The following is a 26742-nucleotide window of genomic DNA, read 5'->3' as shown; positions in this document are numbered from 1 at the left end:
GAGCGCCAATTGGCACGTAAGGGCGGCGACAGGGGGTGGTTAGATCACTGCACTAACCGCCACTGCCCTTGTCGGACCCGTTCAAGCCAGACGCCCGTCCGCTAACCATTGGCGCAGTCCTGCACACCCCGGATAGGGAATTGGGCGCCATACCCGGAAGGCCAGCGTGAGCCAGCCAGAGCGGACCCACGTACGCAGCTTCTCTATAAGCGGCCGTGTCAACAGCGAGCTATGCCTCGTGGACTCCCCCAGCCCATTCCCCTTGATTTTACTACCGGCTCTGAAAACCACAGGACGATTCTGAGAACTACCATCAGGCACCATCTCAACAGTGGGGTGCTTCCACTCGTAAACTTCTCGCTCTCTACCGGCGACTGCAGGAGCAAGAACGTGCGCGCACATCTACCCTTGCAGGAGGATCCGCAAAACACCCTGGAGTACATCCGAAGAGGGCCATGTCGCGAGATCATTGAAATCTGACGCCACGCCTGCCCATTTCTCAGGGCATGCCAGCGTTCCCTCCCCAGTCAATTCCAGGAGTCGAAGTCGCGCTTTCCGGAACAACTTCCATTCTGCTTGCGTCAAACGCCGAGATCCGGCCAACCATGACTGTCTGGTCGGGATCTCGTGGGCGACTCGAGAACGACTCCCCGGACTCCTCGTCGGTGGACCTGAGGGGATTCGGACCCCTGCCCCCTCGTTGCGAACTACGGTCATCAAAGTCATTTGGCCTGGTCAACTTGCCTACCAAAGGGAGTGACGGCCGCTGACGGTGACCGCGGTTGCTGCGCTTCGCTGCTCACGGCAAGAGCCCGGAGGGCCCTGCACACCCGGCATTCTTGCAGGCTAAAGGTTCGCACACCGCTCTCACACGGCCCAGTTCGCGGTTAGAGGCACGAGGTGCCAGCACCGAACGTCCCACTGTTCTACATGATCGACCATGTTCGGGATCAGTTACTGTAGTTACCACGGTGGATGGCCAGACGGCAGCACGCAAAGGCCGACAAGGCGCTGAGAAAAATGGGCGAGGACATCGAAGCGCTCGGGATTGGCACTGCATCCGAAGCCATGCGGGGCGCACTGCGATTCCGGCACGAAACATCAATTCTCAGCATGTTAGTTATGGTATCGCAGCGCTCTTCAATTACAGGCGATCGGAAGCCTCAGAGTTGCACCTCCCCGACGCAGCCGCTTCCAGAATAGCAGGATTTGCGCTAATCTACTGCAGCACTACAGCCGCAGGCATGGCGGTCATAGCGCTACCGCCCCCTAATCCTAATCGCAGGGAAGTGAAATTATCGCCACGAAATCCAGAATCAACGCCAGCTGCCCACGGCAACCACCATTTTCCTGTACCAACCCGGAACAGTTGGAGCGAGCCTCCCGGGCAGTGCAAAACTACACGCCTACCGCCTCTACATCTTCTTATCAGCCACTCCAGGCTCTAGTCAGCACGCAAATTCCATCAAAATATTACTTACCGGTGAGTTCGTAAGCCCTGCCATTCAATGCCAGAACCAGAGCCTCGGGATAGTCATTTTGGGAAATTTCGCCAAGGTCTCTTGGAGTCATTCTCCCGATTTATTTTCCCAAGCCTTCAGGGCGTCAGCGCGAGGGGCTGAATCCATAGAAGCCAAAAACGCCTCCGCGAGCTGGACTCATGGTGGGCAACTACCGCCCTCTCCCTCATCTGGGCCCTGACCATCGGCCCCACCTCCTCCGGCCGCAAGGGCTCCGCGACCTCCACCGCCCGGCGCGTCCTGGCCGAGGCCCTGCCGGACTTCTTCGGCCCCGACCACACCCCACGCGGCCTGAACAGCGGCGAAGGACTCATCGGGTACGTCAAGGACGACACCGGCGAGACCGCCGCCCCCGCCAGCATCGACAAGCGGCTATGGGTCGTGGAATCGGAGTACGCCGTCACCATGAGCCGCGGACGACGCGAAGGCTCCAGCCTCCCCGGCGTCCTGCGCCAGGCATGGGACGGCGACTCCCTCAGCTCGATGGTCCGCGACTCCCTCAAAGCGACCGACCCGCACATCGCGATCCTGGGACACATCACCCTGGAGGAGTTCCGGGCCAAGATGCAGGACTCCGAGATGGCGGGCGGCACGTACAACCGCTTCCTGCCGGTCTTCTGCCACCGCAACCTGATCCTGCCCGGGTCGCGGGGCGCCAGTGCCGAGCTGATCACCAACCTCGCGGCCAGCTGGCGCACCGTCCTCGCCGACGCGGCCCGCGTTGATGAGGTCGAATTCAGCGCCTTGGCATGGGAGTTGTACTGCGAGGGGGTCTACCCGGCCCTGAGCGGCGACGCCGCCGGCGGCGTCATCACACAGTTCACCGCCCGAGCCGCCCCGTACGTCCAGCGCGTCGCCATGGTCTACGCCCTGTGCGACCACACAGCCACCATCTCCGAAACCCACCTGCGGGCCGCGTGGCAACTCCTCAACTACGCCCGCGCATCCGCCATCCACCTCCTCGGCGGCACCACCGGCGACCCCAAGGTCAACAAACTCGCCGAAGCCGTCCGCGCGGCCGACCCCGACGGCCTCACCGCCGACCGCATCCGCCGCCTCTTCAAAAACGCCACCCGCCCCGAACGCGACCGCCTCGTAGCCCAACTCCTCGACCTCCCCACCTACACCCGCCACCAGAAACCCACCGGTGGCCGCCCCACAACGATCGTGAAGTACGCGGGCTGAGGACGCTAAGGGCGAGATCGGCGGCAAGCGTCCTGACCTGCGGAAACACCGGCGCGGAAAGCGGTGCGACCAGGGCACGGAAAGCCAGCCGCCCCTCGCTTACCGCACCGCCCACCGCCCCACATACCGCCCGCTCGAAACCCCAGGTCACACGGCTTACCGCCGCTACCGCCCTTAACGCCCGCCCTCCGCCTCCCCCATCGAGAGGATCACCGCCCTTGCCCAAGGCCGAAATGCTCAGACTCCCCGAAGCCGTCGACGAGATCGACATGCACCGCGCCGTCCGCGACCTCCAGCAGAACCGCAACAGAGTCGGCGAAGCCCCTGGCGAGGCTCGGCGAGGAAGGAGCCACGACATGGCTGTGACCGTGATCCAGCCCAAGTGGTACACCACCGCCGAAGTCGCGCAGATGCTCGGCTACGGCCTCTCCAAGACCAAGATGCTCGTGCTCACCGGCGAAATCCGCTCCGTCAAGGACGGCCGCAACCGCCGCATCCTCCCCCGCTGGGTCGACGAGTACGTCGAACGCCTCGCCCGTGAGGCAGAAATGGAGTGGTCCGCGTGAGCGGCAAGCGTGGCAACGGCGAAGGCTCGATCTACCCGTACAAGAACGGCTTCGCCGCGTACGTCTGGGTCACCACACCGGACGGTCGGAAGAAGCGCAAGTACGTCTACGGCAAGACCCGGGACGAGGTCCACGACAAGTGGATCAAGCTCCAAGGTGAAGCGAAGAAGAGGCCGGTGGACACCAAGTCGCCGATGCTCCGGCAGTACCTCGCTTACTGGTTGAAGGAAGTGGTGGACCCCGCGCTGAAGCCGAAGGCAGCCGAGACGTACAAGATGCACGTCCGCCTGTACATCGCTCCCGGGCTCGGTACGAAGCGGCTCGACAAACTTTCGGTGCGCGACGTGCGGGCGTGGCTGAACAAGCTTCTGGATGAGTGCCAGTGCTGCGCTCCGCCCTCAGCAATGCCATGCGCGAAGAGCTGATCGCGAAGAACGTGGCCGGCCTGGTGAAAGTCCGCGCCGCCCGTAGCCGCCCGCTCTGCCGCTGATCCGCTGTACCCGGCCTATGTGCTCATCCTGGTGATGGGCTTCCGCCGAAGGCGAGGTGCTGGGCCTCACCTGGAACAGCGTGAACCTGGATGCCGGGGAGACCACGGTGGAGCAGCAGTTGCAGCGCATCGCCCGGCGCCTGGTGCACGACGAGACCAAGACCGAAGCCTCGGCGGCCGTCCTGCCGCTCCCCGAGATCTGCATGACGGCGCTCCAGCTCCGGCGCAAGGCCCAGGAGTCGGCCAAGCAGGCAGCGGCGAACTCTGGACGGACTCCGGCTTCGTCTTCACCACACGCAACGGCACCCCGATCGAGCCGCGGAACTTCAACCGGGCGTTCGACGCCCGGTCGGCCAAGGCCGGTGTGCGGAAGATCCGCTGCATGACACCCGGCACACCTGCGGTGCGCTCGACGTGCACCCCCGGATCGCCATGCAGATCCTGCGGCACAGCAAGATCGCGGTGACGATGGAGATCTATACGCACGTTCCGTCCGAGTCGACGCGGAAGGCGCTGCGGAAGCTTGGGAAGCACCTCGGCGGCCAGGTCGCCCCCGAGGGGTAGTTGCTGTACTTCGCTGCTGTACGACGCGAAAGAGCCCCTGCCGGATCTCTCCGGCAGGGGCTCTCACGTCGGTGGACCTGAGGGGATTCGAACCCCTGACCCCCTCGTTGCGAACGAGGTGCGCTACCAGCTGCGCCACAGGCCCTTGCGACGTGTGAAACTCTAGCACCTTGACGGCGGTGCTCGGAAATCGCTTCCCGTGCTGGTCAGCGTGGGGCTACTCGTTCGCGGCGCGCGGGCGGTCGTAGTCGTCCGGGTCGGCGGCGGGGTCGGTGGGCGCCGGGGAGGCGTACTGGTCGAACAGCGGGGTGCGGCCCCGGGGACGGCGGGACCCGGTGGGCTGGTCCTGGCGCTGGGGTTCGGGGTGCTCGGCGGCGGCGCTGGAGCGGGCGGAGCTCCAGGCGTCGTCGGCGTCGAGGTCGACGTGGCTGGTGGCGCGGGGGGCGACCGGGGCGGTGACGTAGGTGGGGAGCGGTACGGGGACCGGCTCCCAGCTGCCGGGGGCCGGGTGCGGGCGTTCCCGTTCGCGCTGCTGGTCGACCCACTCGGCGTGGTCGGTCTCCTCCACGAGGGCGCGGCGGCCGGCCGTCTGGGCGGGCTCGGGGCGCGGCTCCGGGTGGGGTTCGGCCGGGGCGTCAGCGACGGGGTCGGCCGGGTGGTCGGCGGCGGGCGGCTGGTCCGCCGCCCGCGGAGGGCGGGGGCGGCCCTCCCGCAGCCGTTGCGCCGCCGCCTCCGCCTTGCGCTGGTCCATGGTGAAGGTGAAGCGGCGGCGCTCCTGGGTGCGGAGGTAGACGATGTACGCGCTCAGCAGGAGGGCGGGGGCGGCGGGGGCCCAGAGGAAGGCGGTGCCGCCGACCGCGGCGACGATCGCGCCGACGGTGAAGGTGAGAAAGAGGACCGTGATGGTGCGTCGGCGGCGGGCGAGGACCTTGGCCCGCTTGGCGCGCTCGGCGAGCGAGGTGCGCGGCGGGTGGGCGGCGACCCGGGTACGGGGGTCGGTCGCGGGATCGCCGGAGGGCCGGATGTCGGCCTCGTCGGGCCGGTGGTCCGGTTCCTGCTCGTCGGCGGCATCGTCGGCGAGGCCGTCCTGCTCCTTGTCGTAGCGGCGCTGCATGGCCGCTCGGCCGGAGAGGAGCCGGATGGCCGTACTGAAGCGCTCCGTGGGACGCGCTTCGTTCAGCTCGTCCTGCCTACGGAGCCACATCGGCACCAAGTAGGCAGCCCAGGCCCCGACGATGACTGCGTAGATGAGGCCGCTGCTTCTCACGACTCACACGGTAGAGGGGTTTGCGGGGGGCCATCCGCCAATTGAGCCGGTGTGTCGCACGATCTGGCTGATATCTCGAACTTTTTTTGTGATTGTTGAGATCAGCACTCTCCGAATGTGGGTATTCGGTGGATTAATTCGAACAGGTATTTCATTTGTGGGATGTGCTGGGCTTCTGCCGCCGCCAGCGGTTCAGCAGACCTTCCGGTACCTCTTCCGCGGTCAGCGCGAATACCGCGTGGTCACGCCAGGCGCCGTCGATGTGCAGATAGCGCGGGCGCAGCCCCTCCTCGCGGAATCCGAGTTTCTCCACCACACGGCGGCTGGGGGCGTTCTCCGGGCGAATGCACACCTCGATGCGGTGCAGCCCGACACCGCGGAAGCAGTGGTCGACGGCGAGCGCGACGGCGGTCGGAATGACGCCACGACCGGCGACCTCGCGGTCGACCCAGTAGCCGATATGGCCCGAGCACATCGAGCCCCAGGTGATCCCGGCGACGGTGAGCTGACCGACCAGACGGCCCTGGTACTCGACGACGAACGGCAGCATCCGGCCCGCGTACGCCTCCGCCCGCAGATGGCGGACCATCTGACGGTAGGTCGGGCGGTGCGGTACGGGGATGCCGGGCGGGGGCGGCGGGACCGTCGCCTCCCAGGGGCGCAGCCAGTCGCGGTTGCGGCGGTTGACCTCGCGCCAGGCGCGCTGGTCACGCAGCTTTATCGGCCGGAGGGTGACGTCGTTGTCCGTGAGGACGACCGGCCAGGGCGCGTTCAGTGGGTGCTCCGCGGGGGTCTGGGGTGATCGCCGCCGCGGATCTGGTCGACGGCGTGCGGCAGGAGGTCGGCGAGGACGGCGAGGCCGTCGCGTACGCCGCCGGTCGAGCCGGGGAGGTTGACGACGAGGGTGGTTCCGGCGACCCCGGCCAGACCACGGGAGAGGACCGCGGTGGGCACCGCCTCGCGGCCCGCGGCGCGCAGCGCCTCCGGGATGCCGGGGATCTCGCGGTCGAGGACGGCGCGGGTGGCCTCGGGGGTGCGGTCGGTGGGCGAGATGCCGGTGCCGCCGGTGGTGAGGACCGCGTCGTACCCGGCGGCGACGGCCTCGCGGAGGGCCTGTTCGACCGGGTCGCCGTCGGCGACGACGCGCGGGCCGTCGACCGCGAAGCCCATGGCCGTCAGCCCCTCGACGAGGAGCGGGCCGCCCTTGTCGGGGTAGACCCCGGCGGCCGCGCGGTTGGAGGCGGTGACGACGAGGGCGCGCGGGGCGCTCATCCGCGGCTCCAGTCGCCGGACTTGCCGCCGGTCTTCGTCTCGACCCGGACGTCGGTGATCACGGCCGCCTTGTCGACGGCCTTGACCATGTCGACGACGGTCAGCGCGGCGACGGAGACCGCGGTGAGCGCCTCCATCTCGACGCCGGTGCGGTCGGTGGTGCGGACCGTGGCGGCGATCTCGACGGCGTCGTCGGCGACGGTGAGATCGACGGTGACGCCCGAGACGGCGAGCGGGTGGCAGAGCGGGATCAGCTCCGGGGTCCGCTTGGCGCCCATGATCCCGGCGATCCGCGCTGTGGCCAGCGCATCGCCCTTGGGCAGGCCCTCGCCCCGGAGCAACGCGACGACCTGCGGCGACACCAGGACGCGGCCGGTGGCTCGGGCGGTGCGGGCGGTGACGTCCTTCGCCGTGACGTCGACCATCCGGGCGGCGCCCGCCGCGTCGAGATGGGTGAGGTGTTGCTGGCCGCTGCTCATCGTTCTCCTGCTCCACACTGCCGCCTGTGCGACGACACCGTACCCCTGGGGCGCGAGGGCTACCCGAGCAGGACGACGTCGACGCTGTCGCCCGCGGCCACCTCGGTGGTGTCCTCGGGGACGACGATCAGGGCGTTGGCGTGGGCGAGCGCGCCGATGAGGTGGGAGCCGGTGCCGCCGACGGGGGTGACCGTACCGGCGTCCCGGTCGTAGGAGCCGCGCAGGAACTGGCGGCGGCCCTCGGGTGAGCCGGTGACCGCCTCGGTGCACTCGGCGGGGACGGTGGCGCGGTGCACGTCGGGCAGGCCCATCAGCGTACGGATGGCGGGGCGGGCGAAGAGTTCGAAGGAGACGTAGGCGCTGACCGGGTTGCCGGGGAGGGCGAGCAGCGGGATGCGGTCGGGGCCGATGAGGCCGAAGCCCTGGGGCTTGCCGGGCTGCATCGCGAGCCGCCGGAACTCGACGCTGCCCTCCTCCGCGGAGAGGTCGGTGAGCGTCTCCTTGACCACGTCGTACGCGCCGACGCTGACGCCGCCGCTGGTGACCAGCAGGTCGGCGCGGATGAACTGGTCCTCCAGGGTGGCGCGGAGGGTGTCGGGGTCGTCGGCGACGGCGCCGACGCGGTAGGCGATGGCTCCGGCGTCCCGGGCGGCGGCGGTGAGCTGGAAGCTGTTGGAGTCGTGGATCCGGCCGGGGCCCAACGTCTCGCCGGGCTGGACCAGTTCGCTGCCGGTGGACAGCACGACGACGCGGGGGCGCGGCCGGACCCGGACGGTGCCGCGGCCGATGGCGGCGAGCAGGCCGATCTGCGACGGGCCGAGGACCGTACCGGCGCGCAGCGCCCGCTCACCGGCGCCGACATCGCTGCCCGCGGCGCGGATGTGGGCGCGGGCGGCGGCCGGGCGGTGCACCCGGACCTCGCCGGAGGCGCCCGCGGGGGACGCGCCGCGGGCGGCCATGGAGTCGGCGGGGCCGCCGCCGCTGCCGCCGTCGGTCCACTCCACGGGGACGACGGCCTCGGCGCCGGGCGGGACGGGCGCGCCGGTCATGATGCGGGCGGCCTGACCGGGGCCGACGGCGGGCGGCTCGCCGCTGCCCGCCGCGATGTCCCCGATGACGGTGAGGGTGGCGGGGAACTCCTCCGTGGCGCCCTCGACGTCGGCGACCCGGACCGCGTAGCCGTCCATGGAGCTGTTGTCGAAGGGCGGCAGGGCGGCCGGAACGGTGACGTCCTCGACCAGGACGCACCCCTGGGCGTCGAGCAGCTGGAGCTCGATCGGGTCCAGGGGGCGGACCTTGGCGAGGACGTCGTCGAGATGGTCGGCCACCGACCAGACACGGTGCGGACGGCGGGTCGGGTCGGTGGTACCGCTCAAGGCCCTACAACTCCTCGGTGACGTAACTGCGCAGCCAGGTCCGGAACTCCGGGCCCAGGTCCTCACGTTCGCATGCCAGTCTGACAATGGCACGGAGGTAATCGCCGCGGTCGCCGGTGTCATAGCGGCGGCCCTTGAAGACGACGCCGTGCACCGGGCCGCCCAGGGACGGGTCGGCGGCGAGGGTCTGGAGGGCGTCGGTGATCTGGATCTCACCGCCGCGGCCGGGCGCGGTCTCGCGCAGTACGTCGAAGACGGCCGGGTCGAGGACGTAGCGGCCGATGATCGCGAGGTTGGAGGGGGCCTGCGCCGCGTCGGGCTTCTCGACCAGATCGGAGACGACCACGACGTCGTCGTCGCCCGTGGGGGTCGCGGCGGCGCAGCCGTAGAGGTGGATCTGGGCGGGGTCGACCTCCATGAGGGCGATGACGGAGCCGCCGTGCCGCTCCTGTATGTCGATCATGCGCTGGAGCAGCGGGTCGCGCGGGTCGATGAGGTCGTCGCCGAGGAGGACGGCGAAGGGCTGGTCGCCGACGTGCGGGGCGGCGCAGAGGATGGCGTGGCCGAGGCCCTTGGGGTCGCCCTGGCGGACGTAGTGCATGGTCGCCAGGTCGCTGGACTCCTGGACCTTGCCGAGGCGGGATTCGTCGCCCTTGCGGTGCAGCGCCTCCTCCAGCTCGTAGTTGCGGTCGAAGTGGTCCTCCAGGGGCCGCTTGTTGCGGCCGGTCACCATGAGGACGTCGGAGAGGCCGGCGGCGGCCGCCTCCTCCACCACGTACTGGATGGCGGGCTTGTCGACGACCGGCAGCATCTCCTTGGGGGTGGCCTTGGTGGCGGGGAGAAAGCGGGTGCCGAGGCCGGCCGCCGGGATGACGGCCTTGCTGATCCGGGGGTGCGATGGGGTCATGCGCAGAACGATAACCGGCCCAAACGGAAGGATGATGAGTGTCCGGTGAATACTGCCTGAGAGCGGGAGCAAGGCCACACGGTGAGCATGGATCACGGTAGGAAACAGAGGTTGCGGCGCCGTCTCCTGGAGGTGAGGAGAGCGTTGCCGTCCGATGTCGCGGCGGTTTCCGGGGCGGAACTGGCGCGGCGGGCGCTGGAGCTGGCCGAGCTGGCGGACGCCGGGACGGTCGCGGCGTACGTGTCGGTGGGGCGCGAGCCGTCCACCCGCGCACTGCTGGAGCGGCTGCGCGGGGCCGGGACGCGGGTGCTGCTGCCGGTGCTGCTGCCCGACAACGATCTGGACTGGGCCCGCTACGAGGGCGCCGAGCACCTGGTGAAGGCGGGCCGGGGCCTGCTGGAGCCGGACGGGCCGCGGCTGGGGCCCGAGGCGGTGACGGCGGCGGACACGGTGCTGCTGCCGGGCCTCGCGGTGGACCGGCACGGGCTGCGGCTGGGCCGCGGCGGCGGCTCGTACGACCGGGTGCTGGCGCGGCTGGAGCGGGCCGGTGCGCGTCCGGCGACGGTGGTGCTGCTCCACGACGGCGAGGTGCTGGACGAGGTCCCGGCGGAGGTGCACGACCGGCCGGTGGACGCGGCGGTGACGCCGTCGGGCGTGTGGCGGTTCGCGGCGCGGGAGTGAGCGGGGAGCGTCGGTTTCCGGCCGTCGATCATTGACCGGAAACCGCTGCCGCCATCAGGGACGGAAACGGCCCCGGCCCCCGTCCGCGTGGTGCGGGCGGGGGCCGGGGCCGTTCGCTCGGGCGCTCAGGGGGTGAGCGTCAGCGTGTCCTTCGTACCCTTCTTGACCGCGGCGTCGCCGAAGGCCCAGGGGAGCAGTTCGCCCTTGGCCCACTTGTCGGTCTGGTCGTAGTAGTGGGCGTCGTAGGCGTGGCCGGAGGCGCCGGTGAGGTTGATCCAGCGGGACTTGTCGAGGTCGGCGAGGTTGACGACCATCCGCATGGACGGGACCCAGGTGACGCCGTAGCCGCCGGAGGCGTTCCAGCCGGTGGCGTTGACCGCCGCCTCGCCGCCGCCGACGTTCCACGGGCCGCGGTTGAAGAGGCCCTGGAGGAAGCCGGGGCCCGAGGTGCCCAGCGTCTGGTTCTTCAGGAACAGCTGGTGCAGGCGGCCCCAGGTCCAGTTGTCGATGTTCTTGCCGAGCTTGGAGGTCAGCTCGTAGCGGGCGTCCTTCATGGCGTGCGCGAGGAGCTGGTCGCGGTTCTTGTCGCCGGGGTGGCCGGGCAGGTCCTCGGTCTTCCACCAGGCGTTGTTCGGGTCGTCGAGGATGGCGCGGACCACCTCGTACCAGCGGTCGCCGCCGTCGGGCTGGGCCATGTCGGGGGCGCGCTCACCGCATTCGCGGACGAACTTGTCGAGGTCGTCGACGGGCCCGCTGCCCTCGGCCGGGCGGACGGTCAGGCACTGGCCCTTGACCCGCAGCTCCTTGGGCATCTTGTCGCCGAAGGCCAGCTTGAGGAGGTTGCGCCAGACGCCGTTGAAGTAGGCGGCGGCCGCGGAGTCCGGCTCCTGGGTGAAGTCCCAGCCGTCGAGGAGCTGCTGCGCCTCGCGGACGTACGGGTCGGAGATGTTGACCTTGGTGAGGTACGGCGTCAGGATCCGGGCGATCTGGCTGCTGTTGTCCTGCTGGAAGCTCTGCATGTCGTCCGTGGAGACCTTGCCGCCGTCCTTGATCTTCGACTCGATGAGGTCGTTGATCCGCTGGCTGCGGGCGCCGTAGCCCCAGTCCTTGGTCAGCAGGTAGGGGTACTTCTTCTCGTCGACGACCGCCTGGTTGGCGGTGACGATGTAGCCGCGCTCGGGGTTGTGCTCCCAGGGGAGCGCGGACTGCGGGATGTAGCCGGTCCAGTGGTACGCCGGGTCCCAGCCGGGGGCCGGGAGGGAGCCGTCGCCCTTGCCGCGGATCGGGATACGGCCGGGGGCCTGGTAGCCGATGTTGCCCTTGGTGTCGGCGTAGATGAGGTTCTGCGAGGGGACCTCGAAGTCGGCGGCGGCCTTGCGGAAGCTCGTCCAGTCCTTGGCGCGGTTCAGCTCGAAGACGGCGTCCATGGACTTACCGGGGTCGAGCGCGGTCCAGCGCAGCGAGATCGCGTAGCCGTCGCCGCGGTCGGGGGCGGCGTTGCCGACGGGGGCGCGCTTGCCGACGGTGGCCAGCTCGTCGTTCCGGTCGGAGACTATGGGCCCGTTGTCGGTGGTGCGGACGGTGATCTCGCGGCTCGGTCCACCGGCGACCTTGATGGTCTCCTTGCGGGTGGTGAAGGGGTGGCGGCGGCCGTCGAAGAGGTAGCCGTCGGTGGTGATCTTCTCCAGGTACAGGTCGGTGACGTCGGCGCCGAGGTTGGTCATGCCCCAGGAGATGTCCTGGTTGTGGCCGATGATCACGCCGGGCATCCCGGAGAAGGTGTAGCCCGCCACGTCGTAGTTGCACTTCGGGCCGGTGGTGCGGCAGTGCAGGCCCATCTGGTACCAGAGCGAGGGCATCTGCGGGGCGAGGTGCGGGTCGTTGGCGAGCAGCGGCTTGCCGGTGGTGGTGTGGGATCCGGCGACGACCCAGGAGTTGGAGCCGATGCCGTTGCCGTTCGGGCCGAGCAGCGCCGGGATCTTGTCGAGCGAGGAGGAGAGCGAGGAGAGCCGGGCCTGAAGGCCCTGGGTGGCGCCGCCGGGGGTGCCGTTCGTGGTGCCGGTGCCGGTACCGGTGCCCTTGGGGTCGAACTCCTTGGTGACGGGGTTGACCGCGCCGCCCTCGACGATCGGCTTGTTCCGCTTGTACGGGTAGGCCGGATACAGCTCGGCGATCTGCTTCGGGGTGAGGCGGCTCGTCATCAGCGAGCGGTCGATCTCGTCCTGCATGTTGCCGCGCAGGTCCCAGGCCATGGCCTTGAGCCAGGCGATCGAGTCGACGGGCGTCCACTTCTCGGGCTTGTAGTCGTTCTGGAAGTCCAGCGCCGCGTACTCCAGGGAGAGGGCCGCGCCCTCGTGGTCCTTGAGGTAGGCGTTGACGCCCGCGGAGTAGGCCTGGAGGTACTTCTTGGTGGCGGGCGACAGCTTGGTGTCGTACTCCTGCTGTGCGACGCGGTGCCAGCCCAGCGTGCGCAGGAAGGCGTCGGTGTCGACCTGGTCCTTGCCGAACATCTCGGAGAGGCGACCGGCCGTCATGTGGCGGCGGACGTCCATCTCCCAGAAGCGGTCCTGCGCCTGGACGTAGCCCTGGGCGCGGAAGAGGTCCTCATCGGTGTCGGCGTAGATCTGGGGTATGCCGTGCGCGTCGCGCCGGACGTCGACGGGATCGGTCAGGCCCTCGAGCTTGAGCGACCCGGTGGTCTGCGGGAACGACGCCCGCACGGTGTTCACCCCCCAGAAGGCGCCGAACGCGATGCCCGCCACGAGCAGCAGCACGACCGCGACGGCGACGAGGCGGCCGCGCCGCCCCTTCTTCTTTTTGGGGGCTGGGCCGGTCTTGTTGGCGGGCATCTCTGTCCTTCGAGGGGCAGGGTGGGAGTGCTGGAGCAACGATAGGCCCACGGGTCGGGCGGCCCCTACGCGGCGTCATGACCAGCGCATCCAAGGTTCAAGTAATGGTAAATTGTTAGCCTCAGTAACTAGATACGGTAAGGATTACGCCAGGGAAAGGCCCCGGACCCGGCACCGGACCGCGCGCGGAAGGACCAGCTCCTGACTGTCGACCATCTCAACCAACTCCTGCTGCTCTGCTCGCTCGTACTGCTCGTCGCGGTGGCCGCGGTACGGCTCTCCTCGCGCAGCGGGCTGCCCAGCCTGCTCATCTACCTCGGGATAGGCATCGCCCTCGGGCAGGACGGCCTGGGCGGCGTGGACTTCAGCAACGCCGAGCTGACCCAACTGCTCGGCTACGCCGCCCTCGTCGTGATCCTCGCCGAGGGCGGCCTCGGGACGAAGTGGAAGGAGATCCGGCCCGCACTGCCCCGTGCCGCGTTGCTCTCCACGCTCGGCGTCGCGGTGAGCGTGGGGGTCACCGCGGCGGGGGCGCACTACCTCGCCGGGCTGGACTGGCGGCAGGCGCTGCTGATCGGCGCGGTGGTCTCGTCGACGGACGCCGCCGCGGTCTTCTCCGTGCTGCGCTCGGTGCCGCTGCCGTCCCGCCTGACGGGTGTGCTGGAGGCCGAGTCCGGCTTCAACGACGCCCCGGTGGTCATCCTCGTCGTCGCCTTCTCGACCGCCGGACCGGTCGAGCACTGGTACGTCCTGATCGGCGAGATCGCCCTGGAGCTGGCGATCGGCGCCGCGGTCGGCCTGGCCGTCGGCTGGATCGGCGCGTACGGCATGCGGCACGTGGCGCTGCCCGCCTCGGGTCTGTACCCGATCGCCGTGATGGCCATCGCGGTCTCGGCGTACGCCGCGGGCGCGCTGGCGCACGGCTCCGGCTTCCTCGCCGTCTACCTGGCCGCGATGATCCTCGGCAACGCCAAGCTGCCGCACTCCGCGGCGACCCGGGGCTTCGCCGAGGGGCTGGGCTGGATAGGCCAGATCGGCATGTTCGTCCTGCTGGGCCTGCTGGTGACGCCGCACAACCTCCTCGACGACATCGTCCCCGCGCTGCTGATCGGCCTGATCCTGACCGTCGTGGCCCGGCCGCTGTCGGTCTTCCTCGGGCTGCTGCCGTTCCGGGTGCCCTGGCGGGAGGAGGCGCTGCTGTCCTGGGCCGGGCTGCGCGGCGCGGTGCCCATCGTCCTCGCCACCATCCCGATGGTCGGCCACGTCCCGGGCAGCGAACGCGTCTTCAACATCGTCTTCGTCCTGGTCGTGGTCTACACCCTCGTCCAGGGACCGACGCTGCCGTGGCTGGCGCGGCGGCTGCGGCTGGGCGAGGGCGAGGAGGCGGCCGATCTCGGCATCGAGTCGGCGCCGCTGGAGCGGCTCCGCGGCCATCTGCTGTCCACCTCGATCGGCGCCACCTCCCGGATGCACGGCGTGGAGGTCGGGGAGCTGCGGATGCCGTCCGGCGCCGCCGTCACCCTCGTCGTCCGGGACGGCAAGAGCTTCGTGCCGACGCCGACGACGGTGCTGCGCCGCGGCGACGAGCTGCTGGTCGTCGCCACCGACCAGGTCCGCGACGCGGCGGAGCGGCGGCTCCAGGCCGTCTCCCTGGGCGGCAAGCTCGCCGGTTGGCTGGGCACCGTGGCGGAGGCGCCGGTGGAGGCGGTACGCCGCCACGGACGGCGGAAGGCACCCGCCACCACCGGCGGCCGGAAGGCCCCCCGCGACTGACGGATCGGTGGTGCGCCGCCCCGGTGTGCGGCGGCGCACCACCGATCCGAAGGCGAACCCCGTGGAGCCCTGGCCGATCCCAGGGCTCCGCCCGTACCGGCCTGTACAATCCCTTCAGCACATCGACGAACCACTCTGCCTGATGCAGAGCTGGCGCGACCGCTCGGCGGCCGCGGCCCGGTGCGGGCCACGCGGTATCACTCGGTCCTGCGCGAGAGGACAGCTCTCGGCGCACCACCCGTGAGCACTCGCGGCCGTGCGCTACCAGGCAGCGGAAAGGCCCGGCCGTGGCATCCGCGGTCAAGGACTCCCGTCCCGGATACGGACAACTGCTGCGCACCCCCGGTGCGTGGACCTTCCTGCTGCCCGGCTTCCTGGCCCGGCAGCCCTTCGCCATGCTGACGATCTCCATCGTGCTGCTGGTCGAGCACACCACCGGCTCGTACGGCACCGCCGGTACGGTCTCGGCGACGACCGGCGTCGCGATGGCGCTGTTCGCCCCGCAGAGCGGCAAGCTCGCCGACCGGTTCGGGCAGCGCGCGGTGCTGCTGCCCGGCGTACTGGTGCACGTCGCGGGCATCGCCGCGCTGATCACGCTGGCCCTGTCGCACGCCCCGCTGTGGGCGCTGCTCGCCGTCGCGGTGCCCACGGGCGCCTCGACGCCGCAGGTCGGCCCGATGGTGCGGGCCCGCTGGGCGGCCCGGCTGAGCGGCAGTCCGCTGCTGCCGACGGCGGCGGCGTTCGAGTCGGTCACCGACGAGTTCACCTTCGTGGTCGGTCCGGTGCTGGCCACGGCGTTGTGCACCGGCGTCCACCCGGCCGCCGGTCTGATCGCCGAGGCGGCGTTGACGCTGGCCGGCGGGTTGCTCTTCGCCTCGCAGCGGCGCAGCCAGCCGCCGGTCCGCGGCCACCGGGAGGACGCGCCGCGCGTCTCGGCGCTGTCGGTGCCCGGCGTACGGGTGCTGATCGTGGCGTTCCTCGGTATCGGCGCGGTCTTCGGCGGCATGCAGGTCACGCTGACCGCGTTCACCCAGGACATCGGCCGCCCCGGCATCAACGGCGTCCTCTACGGCATCTTCGCGGCGGGCAACATGCTCGCCGGGATCGCGTGCGGCGCCATCGCCTGGAAGACCGGCCCGCGCCGCCGTCTGCTCGTCGCCTACGGGCTGCTGGCGCTGGCCACCGTCCCGCTGTGGGCGATCACCGCGGTGCCGCTGCTGGCGGCGAACGGCCTGGTCATCGGCTTGTGCATCGCCCCGGCGCTGATCACCGGCTACACGCTGGTGGAGTCGCTGGTCCCGGCGGGCGCCCGTACGGAGGCGTTCACCTGGCTGACCGGCGCGGTGGCGCTGGGCCAGGCAGCGGCGGCGACGTCGGCGGGGCGGCTGGCCGACGCCTACGCGCCGAGCAGCGGTTTCCTGGTGCCGCTGGCCGGTACCGCGCTGGCCGCGGCGGTGCTGCTGGCGCTGCGCTCGCGGCTGCTGCCCCGGGGCGCGAGCCGGGTGGTGACGCCGTCCGCAGCGCCCGCGGAGGAGGCGGCGGAGCGTGGAGTCGGTCACCGTACGGCGGCCACAGTGGACTGACGGGCCGGAATACTGCACTATGGATCGTCGTTAGCACTCATCGAGTGAGAGTGCCAGGAGGAAGTCAAGTGCCGACCTACCAGTACCAGTGCACCGAGTGCGGCCAGGGCCACGAGGCGGTGCAGAAGTTCACCGACGACGCGCTCACCGAGTGCCCCAGCTGCCAGGGACGCCTCAAGAAGGTGTTCTCCGCGGTCGGCATCGTCTTCAAGGGCTCCGGCTTCTACCGCAACGACAGCCGTGGCGCGTCGTCCAGCAGCAGCCCGGCGAAGTCCTCCTCCTCGACGGGCACCTCCGACTCCTCGTCGTCCGGCTCCGGCTCGGACACGAAGTCGTCCGGTACGTCGTCCAGCTCCTCGTCCTCGTCGACGAGCAGCGCCTCGGGCTCGGCGAGCAGCAGCTCCGCCGCCTGATTCCCGCTTCCCCGGACCCCCGCCGTCGCACCGACGGCGGGGGTCCGGTGCGTGGTGGCACCCCGTAGGCTGACCGGCATGGCTGACGCGGAGATTGGCGTCATCGGCGGATCGGGTTTCTACTCCTTCCTCGACGACGTGACCGAGATCACGGTGGACACCCCCTACGGGAGCCCCAGCGACTCCCTGTTCCTCGGCGAGGTCGCCGGGCGGCAGGTCGCCTTCCTCCCCCGGCACGGTCGCGGTCACCACCTTCCGCCGCACCGCATCAACTACCGCGCCAACCTCTGGGCGCTGCGCTCCGTCGGCGTCCGGCAGGTCCTCGGCCCGTGCGCGGTGGGTGGCCTGCGGCCCGAGTACGGACCGGGCACGCTGCTCGTCCCGGACCAGGTCGTGGACCGCACCAAGACCCGCGCCCAGACGTACTTCGACGGCGTCCCGCTCGCCGACGGCAGCATCCCGCGCGTCTTCCACCTGCCGTTCGCCGACCCGTACTGCCCCGCCGCCCGGACCGCGGCGCTGGCGGCGGCGCGTGGCCGGGAGTGGGACGCGGTGGACGGCGGCACGCTCGTGGTGATCGAGGGGCCGCGCTTCTCCAGCCGCGCCGAGTCCCGGTGGCACGCCGCGCAGGGCTGGTCGGTGGTCGGCATGACGGGCCATCCCGAGGCGGCGCTCGCCCGTGAACTGGGCCTGTGCTACGCCTCGTTGACGCTGGTCACGGACCTGGACGCGGGCGCGGAGACGGGTGAGGGCGTCTCCCACCACGATGTTCTGGAGGTCTTCGGGAAGAACGTCGGCCGGTTGCGCGAGGTCCTCTTCGACGCGGTCGGCGCCCTCCCGGCCACGGACGCCCGGACCTGCGGGTGCGCCGAGGTGCACGACGGCTGGAAGCTGGGGATCGAGCTGCCGTAGGGGCTCCGGGCGGGGTCCGCGGGCCGGTTAGCGCCGGGCGGCGCGCCTCTTCGGGGCCGGTCCCTCCGGCGGGTGGCGGAGTTGTCCACATCCGCCGGGGCCGTCCACAGGCCCGTACGCGCGGCGGGGAGAGCGGGCACGGTGGGTGGCGTCGGTCCCGTTCCCTCACCGCAGGCGGTGTCTCCCGTGCCCCACTCCCCGCTTCTCCCGTCCGCCGCTCCGGCCGCCCGATCGGCCCCGCCTCCGGCGCCGCTGCCCGCGCCCGCGCCGTGTGAGGTGCCCCACTTCCCGCCGCTCCGGCTCGGCGGCGCCCGGGGTCCGTGGCGCCGGGCCCCGCGCTGGCGGCTGGCCGCCGCCGGGCTCGCGATCACCGCCGCGACATGGGCATTCGCGGAATTGTCGGACGCCGGTCGGGCTCCGTCGGGCGCCGGTTGTGCCGCTTCGGCGGCGCCGGTGGGGCGGTAGTCCATGGCGCAAGATCGAGTGGCGTCGGTTTCCCGGCCGGGCGAAACTTTTCCGGGCGGCGGGGCCGCTGCCGCACGCCGCCCGGAGCGCGCCCGATATTTCCGCGGCGCCCCGGATGTGATCCGTACTGACGCGCTGGCCGCTCACTGGTTCGTGTGGGACGGCTGGACACCGCTGCCCCGCCCTGACGTAAGTTGCGGTGCTGTTTGTTGGCGCACCGTCCGTAATGAGCATGGAGAGAGGCCCACTGGTGAGCGAGAGCAAGAGCGTCCTGCAGGGATTCAAGGACTTCCTGATGCGGGGCAACGTCATCGAACTCGCGGTGGCGGTGGTCGTCGGTGCGGCCTTCACCAACATCGTGAACGCGGTGGTGAAGGGCGTCATCAACCCGATCGTGGGCGCCTTCGGCTCGCAGAACCTCGACAACTACAAGACCTGCCTCACCACCTGTGTCGTCGACAAGAAGACGGGCGAGTTCACCGACGGGATCTACATCCTGTGGGGCTCGGTCCTCAGTGCGGTGCTCACCTTCCTGATCACCGCCGGGGTGGTCTACTTCCTCATGATCCTTCCGATGAACAAGTGGAAGGAGCGGGTGGACGCCCGCAAGCCGGTGGACGAGACCCCGGCGGAGCAGACCGAGATCGAGCTGCTGGCGGAGATCCGCGACGCCCTGGTCGCGCAGCGCAACGGCTCCTCCTCGGCGTCGTCCGCCTCGGACGCCGTCGGAACGGTCATCACGCAGAAGTCCCAGCCGTAGCCGGACCCTGCGGACGCCTCGGACCGCTCCACCGCCTCGCTCAGAGGTGGTGGGGCGGTTTTTCGTCGAGGAAGCGCCGGAGGTCGGCGGCGGCGTCGGCCGCCTCGCCGGTGGGGCGCTCGCCCCAGCCGCGGTCCGAGTCGTCGTCGGAGCGGCGGGAGAGCGGATCGTCGAAGATCAACGCGGCCCGGGCGGCGCGGCGCCGGGCGGCGGCCCGCTCCTCCTCGGCGTCCCGGGCCGCCTGCTCCTCGTCGGGGGCCCGGTCGGAGCCCTGGGGTGCCTGGTCCGCGGCCTGCCCGTCCGGGGCCGGGCGGTCCCGGTCCGGTGCGGCGTCGGGCGCGGGCTGCGGCTCGCCGGGGCGGGCCGGGTCGTCGGATGCGGGGGTGGTGCTCACCCCTTCAGGGTACGACCGGCCCGGGCCCGGCCTCCCGGCGGCCGCGACGGGGACGCCCCGCGGACCGGGCGGTCCGGGCGGGCACGGTGACCGTGCCGGGCCGGGCCGCGTCGCGCGGGCGGAGGGCGCCGCGTTCCCCGTAGATCCGCGGCCGTCTGCTCGCGCACCGACCGGCTCGCCAACCACCGCCGGGGCACGGACGGTTCGCTTCCGCTCGGGGCTTACGGGGAGCGACCTTCGGCGGGCGTACGGGGGCGAGGGCCGCGAACGCCCGTCACCACACCCCAACATGACACTGAAAATCATTACCGTTATCGTGATCTCCGGGTCACTGCGGGACCGCGTTCCGGGGTTCCCGGACGCCGGGAGCCCGCGCATCTCGCGGCGATGGGGAGTCATGGGACATCTGTTGATGGTCGAGAGCTGGGTGGGCTCGATGAGCCGACTGCTGCCACGGGCGCTCACCGACGCCGGGCACACCTTCACCTTCCTCACCCGGGACCTCCGGCACTACCTGCGGTCCGCCCCCGAGGGCACCGCCCACCCGCTGCTCGGCGCCCGCAACGTCCTCACCGCCGACACCAACGACCCGGCCGCACTGCTGCCGTACATACGGCGGCTCCACGGGACGCTGAGCTTCGACGGGGTGCTCAGCTCCTGCGACTACTACCTGCCGACGGTCGCCGCGCTCGCCGGGGAGCTGGGGCTGCCCGGTCCGGAGGCGGACGCCGTCACCGCCGCGTGCCGCAAGGACCGCACCCGGCGGACGCTCGCCGCGGCGGGGGTGCCGGGGCCGCGGTTCGCCCTCTGCCACGGGCTGCCCGCCGCCGCCCGCGCCGCCGCGGAGATCGGCTATCCGCTGGTGGCCAAGCCGGTGGACCTGTGCGCGGGCATGTTCGTCCGGCGGGTGGACGACGAGCGGGAGCTGGCCGCCGCACACCGCGCCTTGGCCGCCTTCCCGGTCAACGCGCGCGGCCAACAGCGGTCCCCCGCACTCCTGTTGGAGGAGCTGCTGGAGGGGCCCGAGGTCAGCGTCGAGACCGTGACCACCGGTGGCGTCACCCATGTCATCGGCGTCACCGACAAGAGCCTGGGCGGCGCCCCGGCGTTCATCGAGACGGGGCACCTCTTCCCCGCCGCGCTCGCCCCCGGGGAGACCGCCGCGGCGGCACGGACCGCGTGCGCCGCGCTCGACGCGCTCGGGCTGGATCAACTCGTCGCGCACACCGAGATCAAGCTGACGGCGGACGGACCCCGGGTGATCGAGGTCAACCCGCGCCCGGCGGGCAACCGCATCACCGAACTCGTCCGCCATGTCACCGGCGTCGACCTCGCGGCCGCCTGTGTGGCCCTGGCGCTCGGCGAGACGCCCGACCTGGAGGTCCGGCCGACGGGTGTGCCGGACGCGGCGATCGGGTTCCTGCTGCCGGAGTCCGACGGCGTACTGACCGGCTACGGACCGGCCGGGCGCGAGGTGGAACCGGAGCCGACGGAGGCGCCCGGGGTCCTGGAGGTGGTGCTGGCCGAGCCGGGCACCCGGGTGCGGGCCACCGCCGACAACAACGGCTATCTGGGTCACGTCATGGCGGCGGGGAGCGGCGCGCCGCCCGGTGACGCCCGCAGCCGCGTCGCCGAGCTGCTCGCCACCCTCCGCCCGCGTGTGGCGGTGGAGCGATGAGCGCCCCGCCCGCCGTCCGCCCGGCCGCCGCCCCGCTCACCGGCTGGCCGGACCCGGAGACGCTGCAACAGGCCGTACTGGACGGCGCGTTCGGCCCGGATCCACGGGACGTGCGGATCTCCACGGCGTTCGCCACCAGCCAGGCGGTGCGCCACGACGGGCGGTCCGGCGGCTACCGCAACGAGGTGCTGAGCCTGCGGCTGGGCGCGGCCGTCGGCTCGTGCGCGGCGGAGCCCGGTGCGCTGCCGCCCGAGGCGGTGACGGACGCGGTGGGCGCGGATGTGGCGACGCTGTTGACGCATCCGCTGCCGGTGGTGCGGACCGCCGCGCTCGACGCGTATCTGATGCACCGGCTGCCGCACACCCCGGCGCACGGGGCCCGGCCGCTGGCGCTGCCCGCGGGCACCTCCCTGGAGAAGTCCCGGGCGCGGGCGCGGGCCGTCGTGGAGCTGCTGGCGCCGGTGGTGCCCGCCGGGGGCCGGGTGCTGGTCGTCGGCGTCGTCAACTCGCTGCTGGAGGCGCTCCGTTCGGCGGGTCTGGCGTATGTGCCGTGCGATCTGAAGGGCGGGGTGACGGAGTGGGGCGAGGCGGTGGTGCGGGAGGCGGCGGGCGCCGTCGGGGGCTGTGACGCGGTGCTCGCCTCGGGGATGACGCTCGGCAACGGCACGTTCGGGCCGCTGCGCGCGCGGGCCGCCGCGCACGGGCTGCCGCTGGTGCTCTTCGCGCAGACCGGCAGCGCGGTGCTGCCCCGCTTCGTCGGCGCGGGCGTGCACGCGGTGTGCGCGGAGCCGTATCCGTTCTTCTGGCTCGACGGCGGGCCCGGCACGCTGTACCGCTACGGCGGGTCGCCCGCCGACGCCCGGTGCGAGGGGAGCGGCCGGTGAGCGTGCCGACGACCGCCGCCGCGCCCCCGGTGCCGCCGCGCGCACCGCAGCGGCGGGTGCGGCCGGACGTCGCCGATCCGCATCTGTTGTCGCTGGTCGGGCGGACGCCGCTGGCGCGGATCACCGCCGATCTGCCGGGTCCGCAGCCCGGGTTCTGGGCGAAGCTGGAGGGGCACGGCGTCGGCGGGATGAAGGCGCGGGCCGCGGTGTCGATGCTGCTGGGGGCGCGGGAGCGCGGTGAGCTGCGGCCCGGAGCGCCGGTGGTGGAGTCGACGTCCGGCACCCTCGGCATCGGGCTGGCCTTCGCCGGTCAGGCGCTGGGCCACCCCGTCGTCCTGGTCGGCGACGCGGAGCTGGAGCCGTCGATGCGGCGGCTGCTGCGGGCGTACGGGGCGCGGCTGGAGCTGGCCGATCGCCCGGCGGCGCGCGGCGGCTGGCAGGCGGCGCGGTTGGCGCTGCTGCGCGCGGTGCTGGCGGAGCTGCCCGGCGCGTACTGGCCCGACCAGTACAACAACCCGGACAACCGCGCCGGTTACGCCTCGCTCGCCGCCGAGATCGCCGGTGCGCTGCCGCGGCTGGACATCCTGGTGTGCAGCGTCGGCACCGGCGGCCACAGCGCGGGGCTCATCGGGCCGCTGCGGCGCGCCCGGCCCGGGCTGCGGCTGATCGGGGTGGACGCCACCGGCTCGACGATCTTCGGGCAGCGGGCCCGGCCCCGGCTGATGCGCGGGCTGGGCAGCAGCATCCATCCGCGCAACGTCGACCACGCCGCGTTCGACGAGGTGCACTGGGTGGGTCCGGCCGAGTCCGCCGACGCCTGCCGCCGGTTGGCGCGGAGCAGCTTCGTCAGCGGGGGCTGGAGCACGGGCGCCGCGGCGCTGGTGGCGGCGTGGGCGGCGCGGTCCCATCCGGGCGCGGTCGTCGCCACGGTCTTCCCCGACGGCCCGCACCGCTATCTGTCGTCCGTCTACGACGACGACTTCACCACCGCGCACGGCGTGGACTGCGCCGCCGCCCGCACCCACCCCGTCGAGATCCCCCACCCGCACACCGCCGAGGCGACCGGCTGGACGCGCTGCACCACGGTCCTCCCGCCCCGTGCAGCGCCCGTACCGCCCCGTCCCCCACAGGAGGCCCCCGCGTGAAGGCGTCCCTGCGCACCACCCGCCTCGAACTCGCCGAGCCGCTGCGGATATCCCGCGCCACCATGGCCGCCCGGGACGCGGTGTGGCTCACGGTGGCGCACGACGGGCTGCGCGGCCACGGCGAGGCGGTGGCGAGCGCCTACTACGGGCTGGACGCGGCCACGCTCGTACGGCTGCTCCGTGACGCGTCGGTGGAGGTCGCGCGCCATGCCGACCCGGAGTCCGCGCTGGCGGCGCTGCGCGCCGGTGAGCTGCCCCCGGGTGCGCCGCCCGCCGTCACCGCGGCCGTCGAATCGGCGCTGCTGGACCTCGTCGGCAAACGCTCCGGCCACGGCGCCCACCACCTGCTGGGCGCCCCCGCCGCGCCGTCCGCGCCGACCGCCCGCACCCTCGGCATCACGAGCCCCGAGCGGGCCGGGGCGCTCGCCGCGCGCCTGGCCGGTCGCGGCTTCACCCTGCTGAAGGTCAAGGCGGGCTCGGCCGACCCGGAGGACGATCTCGCCCGGGTCCGTGCGGTGCGCGCGGCGGCCCCGGACGCCCGGCTGCTGCTCGACCCGAACGGCGCCTGGAGCGCCGCGCAGGCCCGGGAGCTGCTGCCGCGCTGCGCGGAGCTGGGGATGGCGGCGGTGGAGCAGCCGCTCGCGCCCGGCGATCCCGAGGCGCTGGCCGCGCTGGCGGCCCGGTCGCCGCTACCGGTGATCGCCGACGAGGACGCGGTGTCGTACGAGGACGCGCGGCGGCTGGCGGGCCGGGTGCAGGGCGTCAACGTCAAACTCGCCAAGTGCGGTGGGGTGTTCGCGGCGCTGCGCATCGCCGATCTGCTGGCGGACAGCGGTACGGAGCTGATGCTCGGCTGTCTGACGGCCAGCACGCTCGGGATCGCGCCCGCCGTCCATCTGGTGCACCGCGCCCGCTGGGTCGACCTCGACGGCCATCTGCTCCTCGCCCACGACCCGTGGCGCGGCATCGGCGGCGCGGACGGGACGGTACGGGCGGGCGACGGCCCCGGGTTGGGGGTACGGCCGCGGGCCCGGGAGGAGCGCCCGGGGGTGGTCGGCTGAGGAGCGGGGCGACGGGCGTCAGGTGGCGCCGGGGCGCGGATCGCCCGGCCCGGGGCGCCCGGTGGGCCGGTCGCTCAGACCTGCTCCAACTCGTCGTGCCACCAGTGGTCGCGGCCCGGCTTCCAGCCCACCGGGCGGGCGCAGCGGCTGACGACGAGGACGGGCGCGGTCACCTCGCGGCAGGTGGCGTGGTGCAGGGCCCGGTCCAGGACCGGCTTCACGGGGCGGACGGAGCCCTCCCAGAACGCCGCGTCCGCGGTGACCAGCACCCGGGCGTCCGAGTCCTGTATGCGCTCGGCGAGTTGCGGGGCGGTCAGCTGCACCGGGAGCGTGGTGCGGATGGCGTCCAGCTGTCCGCAGGCGAGGGTGACTATCACCGATTCCGGGACCAGCGGCAGATGGACCGCGACCCGGTCGCCCGCGCCGACGCCGAGACGGCTCAGTACGGTCGCGGCGCGCTCCGCCCGGTCGAGGAGCATGCCGTGCGTCAACTCCTCCAGCCGTCCCGGCTCGCCGGACCAGGTCAGTGCGGGCCGCGAACCGCCCGGCCGACGGGAGGCCCGCGGCTCGCTGGGGCCATCTGCATGCTCTGAGGTCACACGGCGCAACATGCGGACCAGCCTGAAGATCGCCGATCAACGTTCGCTGAACGTCCGCTGTACGCACCCGACGCCGGTACCGCCCGGACGGTCACGGCCCGTGTTCCCGGGGGCCGTTCACCCGGGAGCGCCCCCGGTGCGGCGCGAGCCGCTACGCTACCGAAGGGCATCGCGCCCGGCGACCGTCCGACCGGTCACCGTCGGCCGCCTCCCGCCGCACCGCGCCTCACCCGGTACGCACCGGCCCGTCCGGTAGCGCCTCCCGCGTCGGCGCCGTTCCCTCCGGCGACACCGCGCCGGGCCCTTCAGAAGTGCCGCGTCCGGTCGCCGACGACATCTCAGGTCCCGCGGCCCTCCGACGCCCTGCACGGCTCCGGCCCGCCCCCCTTCCTGCCCCTCGCTCCGGGCACCCAATCCCCTCCCCCGCGACGGATGTCGCCCCTTCTCCACACCGCCCTGCCGCGCGCCTCCGCGCCCCGGCGCGCCCGCTCGCGCCGCGCGCCCCACGCGTGCGCCCGTACGAAAGGCCGTCCCGTATGCCCAGGGATCCCTACGCCCCGCCGCCCCAGCCGTCCCCGTCGCCGCACGGTGCCGGGCCGGACGGCCGGTGGGCACTGACCGCGGTGGCGCTGGGCGCGTTCTGCGTCCAGCTGGACTCGTTCGCGCTCCATCTCGCGCTGCCCGTCATCCGGGGCGAACTACCGGGCCCGGCGGCCCTGGGGCGCGCGGTGAGCGGCGGCTATCTCCTGGCCGCCGGGGCGCTGATGCCGCTCGCCGGGCGGCTCGGCGACGCGTACGGCAGGCGCCGGATGCTCCGTGCCGGGCTGCTGCTGTTCGCCGCCGCGGCCGCCGCCTGCGCCCTCGCGCCGTCGCTGTCGCTCCTGGTGGCGGCCCGGGTGCTCCAGGGGGCGGGCGCCGCGCTGATCATGCCGAACGGGCTGGCGCTGCTCACCCAGGTCTTCCCCGGTGCGCGGGGGCGGCGGATGACCGGGCGCGCCCTGGGGCTGGCCGGACTCGCCACCGCCTGCGGCCCGTTCGTGGGCGGCGCGGTCACCGAGTACGGCTCCTGGCGGGCCGTCTTCTGGCTGACGGCGCTCCCGGCGCTGGGGGCCGCGGCAGCCGCCCGGCGCACACCGGGGGCGGCCGGGCGGACCGCGGCGCGTCCGGACGCGGCGGGCGCCATCGCCGCCACGGCCACCTGCGCCGCTCTGGCGCTCGGCCTGGGCGGCGGCCCCTGGTGGTGGGCCTGGTCGGCCGCCGCGGTGGCGCTCGGCACCGGCTGCGTACGGCGGGCGCGCCGGACGGCACCGCTGCTCGATCCGGCGCTGCTCCGCGACGGGCGCTACCTCCGGCTGACGGCCTCCGGGGCGGTCGCCAACGCGGCGACGGTGGCCCTGCTGTTCACCGTGCCGCAGCTCCTGGAACGGTCCGCCGGGCTGTCACCGGCCGTCGCCGGGCTGGTGTTCCTGGTGCCGGCCGGGGCGTTGGCCGCCGGTGGCCCGGCCGCCGGACGGGTGCGGCCCGCGGCCGGAACGGCGGTGATGGCGGGCTGTCTGACCGTGGCGGCGGTCGCGTCGGTGGCGCTGCCCCTGGGCGGTGCGGATCCGCTGCCGCTCCTGGTGGCGGCGACGGTCGCGGCGACCGCCCTGGGGACGGCGGGCGCGCTGGCCCTCACCGGGACGCAGGCGCTGGCGGCGGCCGACGGCGCGGGCGCGGCGGCCGGGGTGACCAAGGCGGTCCTGACCGTCACCGCCGGGCTGGGCCTCGCCCTGCCGCTCCCGGACGACGGCCCGCGCCCCGCCCTCCTCGGGGCGGTCTGCCTGGCGACGGCGCTCGGCCTGACCGCCCCGGCCACCCTCCGGACGCTCCGGCGACTGCTGCGGAGGGACGGGCGGGGGACGCCGGAATGACCGCCGCCC

22 protein-coding genes, 1 tRNA gene and 1 pseudogene are annotated in these 26742 nt (G+C 72.4%); 14 read left to right on the top strand and 10 right to left on the bottom strand.

Annotated elements, in window-relative coordinates; translation table 11 throughout:
- The first annotated feature begins 1901 nt into the window (after positions 1 to 1901).
- The 3 genes and pseudogenes from IF23_RS0110005 to IF23_RS35715 all read left to right on the top strand — a co-directional run bounded on the left by IF23_RS0110005 (position 1902) and on the right by IF23_RS35715 (position 4325).
- Positions 1902 to 2705: a DUF3987 domain-containing protein gene (locus IF23_RS0110005; protein WP_281179958.1), complete on the top strand. Its 804-nt coding sequence runs from the start codon at positions 1902 to 1904 to the stop codon at positions 2703 to 2705.
- Positions 2706 to 3061: 356 nt separating this feature from the next.
- The gene (locus tag IF23_RS0109995; protein ID WP_030282036.1) at positions 3062 to 3271 is read left to right on the top strand and encodes an excisionase family DNA-binding protein; all 210 of its coding nucleotides are present in this window, start codon (positions 3062 to 3064) and stop codon (positions 3269 to 3271) included.
- Positions 3259 to 4325, top strand: a pseudogene (locus IF23_RS35715) (site-specific integrase). The gene IF23_RS0109995 and the pseudogene IF23_RS35715 overlap by 13 nt, the downstream one beginning before the upstream one ends.
- 72 nt (positions 4326 to 4397) lie before the next feature.
- Here the strand turns inward: IF23_RS35715 and IF23_RS0109985 are convergent.
- The 7 genes from IF23_RS0109985 to galU form a co-directional block, all read right to left on the bottom strand.
- Positions 4398 to 4470, bottom strand: a tRNA-Ala gene (locus IF23_RS0109985).
- A 72-nt stretch (positions 4471 to 4542) separates the two neighbouring features.
- Positions 4543 to 5592 carry a divisome protein SepX/GlpR gene (gene sepX, locus IF23_RS0109980; RefSeq protein ID WP_030282035.1) on the bottom strand — a complete coding sequence of 350 codons (1050 nt, stop codon included), beginning with the start codon at positions 5590 to 5592 and terminating at the stop codon, positions 4543 to 4545.
- A 151-nt stretch (positions 5593 to 5743) separates the two neighbouring features.
- Positions 5744 to 6367, bottom strand: a complete 624-nt coding sequence (locus IF23_RS0109975) for a GNAT family N-acetyltransferase (RefSeq protein WP_030282033.1) — start codon at positions 6365 to 6367, stop codon at positions 5744 to 5746.
- On the bottom strand, positions 6364 to 6864 hold the full coding sequence (locus IF23_RS0109970) for a MogA/MoaB family molybdenum cofactor biosynthesis protein (protein WP_030282031.1): 501 nt from the start codon (positions 6862 to 6864) through the stop codon (positions 6364 to 6366). Before IF23_RS0109970 ends, IF23_RS0109975 begins: the two co-directional genes overlap by 4 nt.
- On the bottom strand, positions 6861 to 7343 hold the full coding sequence (moaC, locus tag IF23_RS0109965) for a cyclic pyranopterin monophosphate synthase MoaC (protein WP_030282029.1): 483 nt from the start codon (positions 7341 to 7343) through the stop codon (positions 6861 to 6863). The genes IF23_RS0109970 and moaC overlap by 4 nt, the downstream gene beginning before the upstream one ends.
- 59 nt (positions 7344 to 7402) lie before the next feature.
- Entirely contained in the window at positions 7403 to 8719 is a 1317-nt protein-coding gene (gene glp, locus IF23_RS0109960; RefSeq protein WP_030282027.1) for a molybdotransferase-like divisome protein Glp, read from the bottom strand.
- 4 nt (positions 8720 to 8723) lie between these two features.
- Positions 8724 to 9626, bottom strand: coding sequence for a UTP--glucose-1-phosphate uridylyltransferase GalU (gene galU / locus IF23_RS0109955; protein ID WP_030282025.1), 903 nt, complete (start codon positions 9624 to 9626; stop codon positions 8724 to 8726).
- 87 nt (positions 9627 to 9713) lie between these two features.
- Between galU and IF23_RS0109950 the strand changes: the two genes are divergently transcribed.
- Entirely contained in the window at positions 9714 to 10307 is a 594-nt protein-coding gene (locus IF23_RS0109950; protein ID WP_051739456.1) for a 5-formyltetrahydrofolate cyclo-ligase, read from the top strand.
- A gap of 125 nt (positions 10308 to 10432) precedes the next feature.
- Here IF23_RS0109950 and IF23_RS0109945 read toward each other — a convergent pair whose 3' ends face one another.
- Positions 10433 to 13156 carry a penicillin acylase family protein gene (locus IF23_RS0109945; protein ID WP_030282021.1) on the bottom strand — a complete coding sequence of 908 codons (2724 nt, stop codon included), beginning with the start codon at positions 13154 to 13156 and terminating at the stop codon, positions 10433 to 10435.
- 261 nt (positions 13157 to 13417) lie between these two features.
- On the opposite strand from IF23_RS0109945, the gene IF23_RS0109940 reads away from it, so the two are divergent.
- From IF23_RS0109940 to mscL, 5 genes are all read left to right on the top strand, one after another.
- A complete protein-coding gene (locus IF23_RS0109940) occupies positions 13418 to 14929 on the top strand; it encodes a potassium/proton antiporter (RefSeq protein WP_245654941.1) in 1512 nt (503 codons plus the stop codon).
- A gap of 287 nt (positions 14930 to 15216) precedes the next feature.
- Complete coding sequence (locus tag IF23_RS0109935; protein ID WP_030282017.1) at positions 15217 to 16512, top strand: MFS transporter; 1296 nt, start codon at positions 15217 to 15219, stop codon at positions 16510 to 16512.
- Between the two features lie 68 nt (positions 16513 to 16580).
- Entirely contained in the window at positions 16581 to 16925 is a 345-nt protein-coding gene (locus tag IF23_RS32520; protein ID WP_037677841.1) for an FmdB family zinc ribbon protein, read from the top strand.
- A 78-nt stretch (positions 16926 to 17003) separates the two neighbouring features.
- Complete coding sequence (locus tag IF23_RS0109925) at positions 17004 to 17837, top strand: S-methyl-5'-thioadenosine phosphorylase (RefSeq protein WP_030282014.1); 834 nt, start codon at positions 17004 to 17006, stop codon at positions 17835 to 17837.
- Positions 17838 to 18552: 715 nt separating this feature from the next.
- Entirely contained in the window at positions 18553 to 19062 is a 510-nt protein-coding gene (mscL, locus tag IF23_RS0109920) for a large conductance mechanosensitive channel protein MscL (protein WP_030282013.1), read from the top strand.
- 40 nt (positions 19063 to 19102) lie between these two features.
- Here the strand turns inward: mscL and IF23_RS31055 are convergent, their stop codons facing one another.
- Positions 19103 to 19456: a hypothetical protein gene (locus tag IF23_RS31055; RefSeq protein WP_037677838.1), complete on the bottom strand. Its 354-nt coding sequence runs from the start codon at positions 19454 to 19456 to the stop codon at positions 19103 to 19105.
- A gap of 397 nt (positions 19457 to 19853) precedes the next feature.
- Here IF23_RS31055 and IF23_RS0109910 point away from each other — a divergent pair, with 397 nt between their 5' ends.
- The 4 genes from IF23_RS0109910 to IF23_RS0109895 are packed head-to-tail and all read left to right on the top strand — an operon-like array spanning position 19854 to position 24224.
- The gene (locus IF23_RS0109910; RefSeq protein ID WP_030282011.1) at positions 19854 to 21134 is read left to right on the top strand and encodes an ATP-grasp domain-containing protein; all 1281 of its coding nucleotides are present in this window, start codon (positions 19854 to 19856) and stop codon (positions 21132 to 21134) included.
- Entirely contained in the window at positions 21131 to 22018 is an 888-nt protein-coding gene (locus IF23_RS0109905; protein ID WP_030282010.1) for a hypothetical protein, read from the top strand. The genes IF23_RS0109910 and IF23_RS0109905 overlap by 4 nt, the downstream gene beginning before the upstream one ends.
- Positions 22019 to 22047: 29 nt before the next feature.
- Complete coding sequence (locus tag IF23_RS0109900) at positions 22048 to 23163, top strand: PLP-dependent cysteine synthase family protein (protein WP_425423827.1); 1116 nt, start codon at positions 22048 to 22050, stop codon at positions 23161 to 23163.
- Complete coding sequence (locus tag IF23_RS0109895) at positions 23160 to 24224, top strand: enolase C-terminal domain-like protein (protein ID WP_030282007.1); 1065 nt, start codon at positions 23160 to 23162, stop codon at positions 24222 to 24224. The genes IF23_RS0109900 and IF23_RS0109895 overlap by 4 nt, the downstream gene beginning before the upstream one ends.
- 74 nt (positions 24225 to 24298) lie before the next feature.
- Here IF23_RS0109895 and IF23_RS0109890 read toward each other — a convergent pair whose 3' ends face one another.
- On the bottom strand, positions 24299 to 24823 hold the full coding sequence (locus IF23_RS0109890) for an AMP-binding protein (RefSeq protein WP_245654940.1): 525 nt from the start codon (positions 24821 to 24823) through the stop codon (positions 24299 to 24301).
- 536 nt (positions 24824 to 25359) lie between these two features.
- Between IF23_RS0109890 and IF23_RS0109885 the strand changes: the two genes are divergently transcribed.
- Complete coding sequence (locus tag IF23_RS0109885; RefSeq protein ID WP_051739454.1) at positions 25360 to 26733, top strand: MFS transporter; 1374 nt, start codon at positions 25360 to 25362, stop codon at positions 26731 to 26733.
- Positions 26734 to 26742: the final 9 nt, after the last annotated feature.

The organism is Streptomyces catenulae, from assembly GCF_000718015.1.
Taxonomy (GTDB): domain Bacteria; phylum Actinomycetota; class Actinomycetes; order Streptomycetales; family Streptomycetaceae; genus Streptomyces; species Streptomyces catenulae.
The sequence above is the reverse complement of the archived record's forward strand: the minus strand, read 5'-3'. Positions and strand labels throughout refer to the sequence as shown.

Bases quoted from the DNA above. Each gene is read 5' to 3' on its own strand.
- IF23_RS0109995 (WP_030282036.1), top strand. From the start codon at position 3,062: ATGGCTGTGACCGTGATCCAGCCCAAGTGGTACACCACCGCCGAAGTC.
- IF23_RS0109970 (WP_030282031.1), bottom strand. From the start codon at position 6,864: ATGAGCGCCCCGCGCGCCCTCGTCGTCACCGCCTCCAACCGCGCGGCC.
- moaC (WP_030282029.1), bottom strand. From the start codon at position 7,343: ATGAGCAGCGGCCAGCAACACCTCACCCATCTCGACGCGGCGGGCGCC.
- galU (WP_030282025.1), bottom strand. From the start codon at position 9,626: ATGACCCCATCGCACCCCCGGATCAGCAAGGCCGTCATCCCGGCGGCC.
- IF23_RS0109950 (WP_051739456.1), top strand. From the start codon at position 9,714: ATGGATCACGGTAGGAAACAGAGGTTGCGGCGCCGTCTCCTGGAGGTG.
- IF23_RS0109945 (WP_030282021.1), bottom strand. From the start codon at position 13,156: ATGCCCGCCAACAAGACCGGCCCAGCCCCCAAAAAGAAGAAGGGGCGG.
- IF23_RS0109925 (WP_030282014.1), top strand. From the start codon at position 17,004: ATGGCTGACGCGGAGATTGGCGTCATCGGCGGATCGGGTTTCTACTCC.
- IF23_RS0109910 (WP_030282011.1), top strand. From the start codon at position 19,854: ATGGGACATCTGTTGATGGTCGAGAGCTGGGTGGGCTCGATGAGCCGA.
- IF23_RS0109905 (WP_030282010.1), top strand. From the start codon at position 21,131: ATGAGCGCCCCGCCCGCCGTCCGCCCGGCCGCCGCCCCGCTCACCGGC.
- IF23_RS0109885 (WP_051739454.1), top strand. From the start codon at position 25,360: ATGCCCAGGGATCCCTACGCCCCGCCGCCCCAGCCGTCCCCGTCGCCG.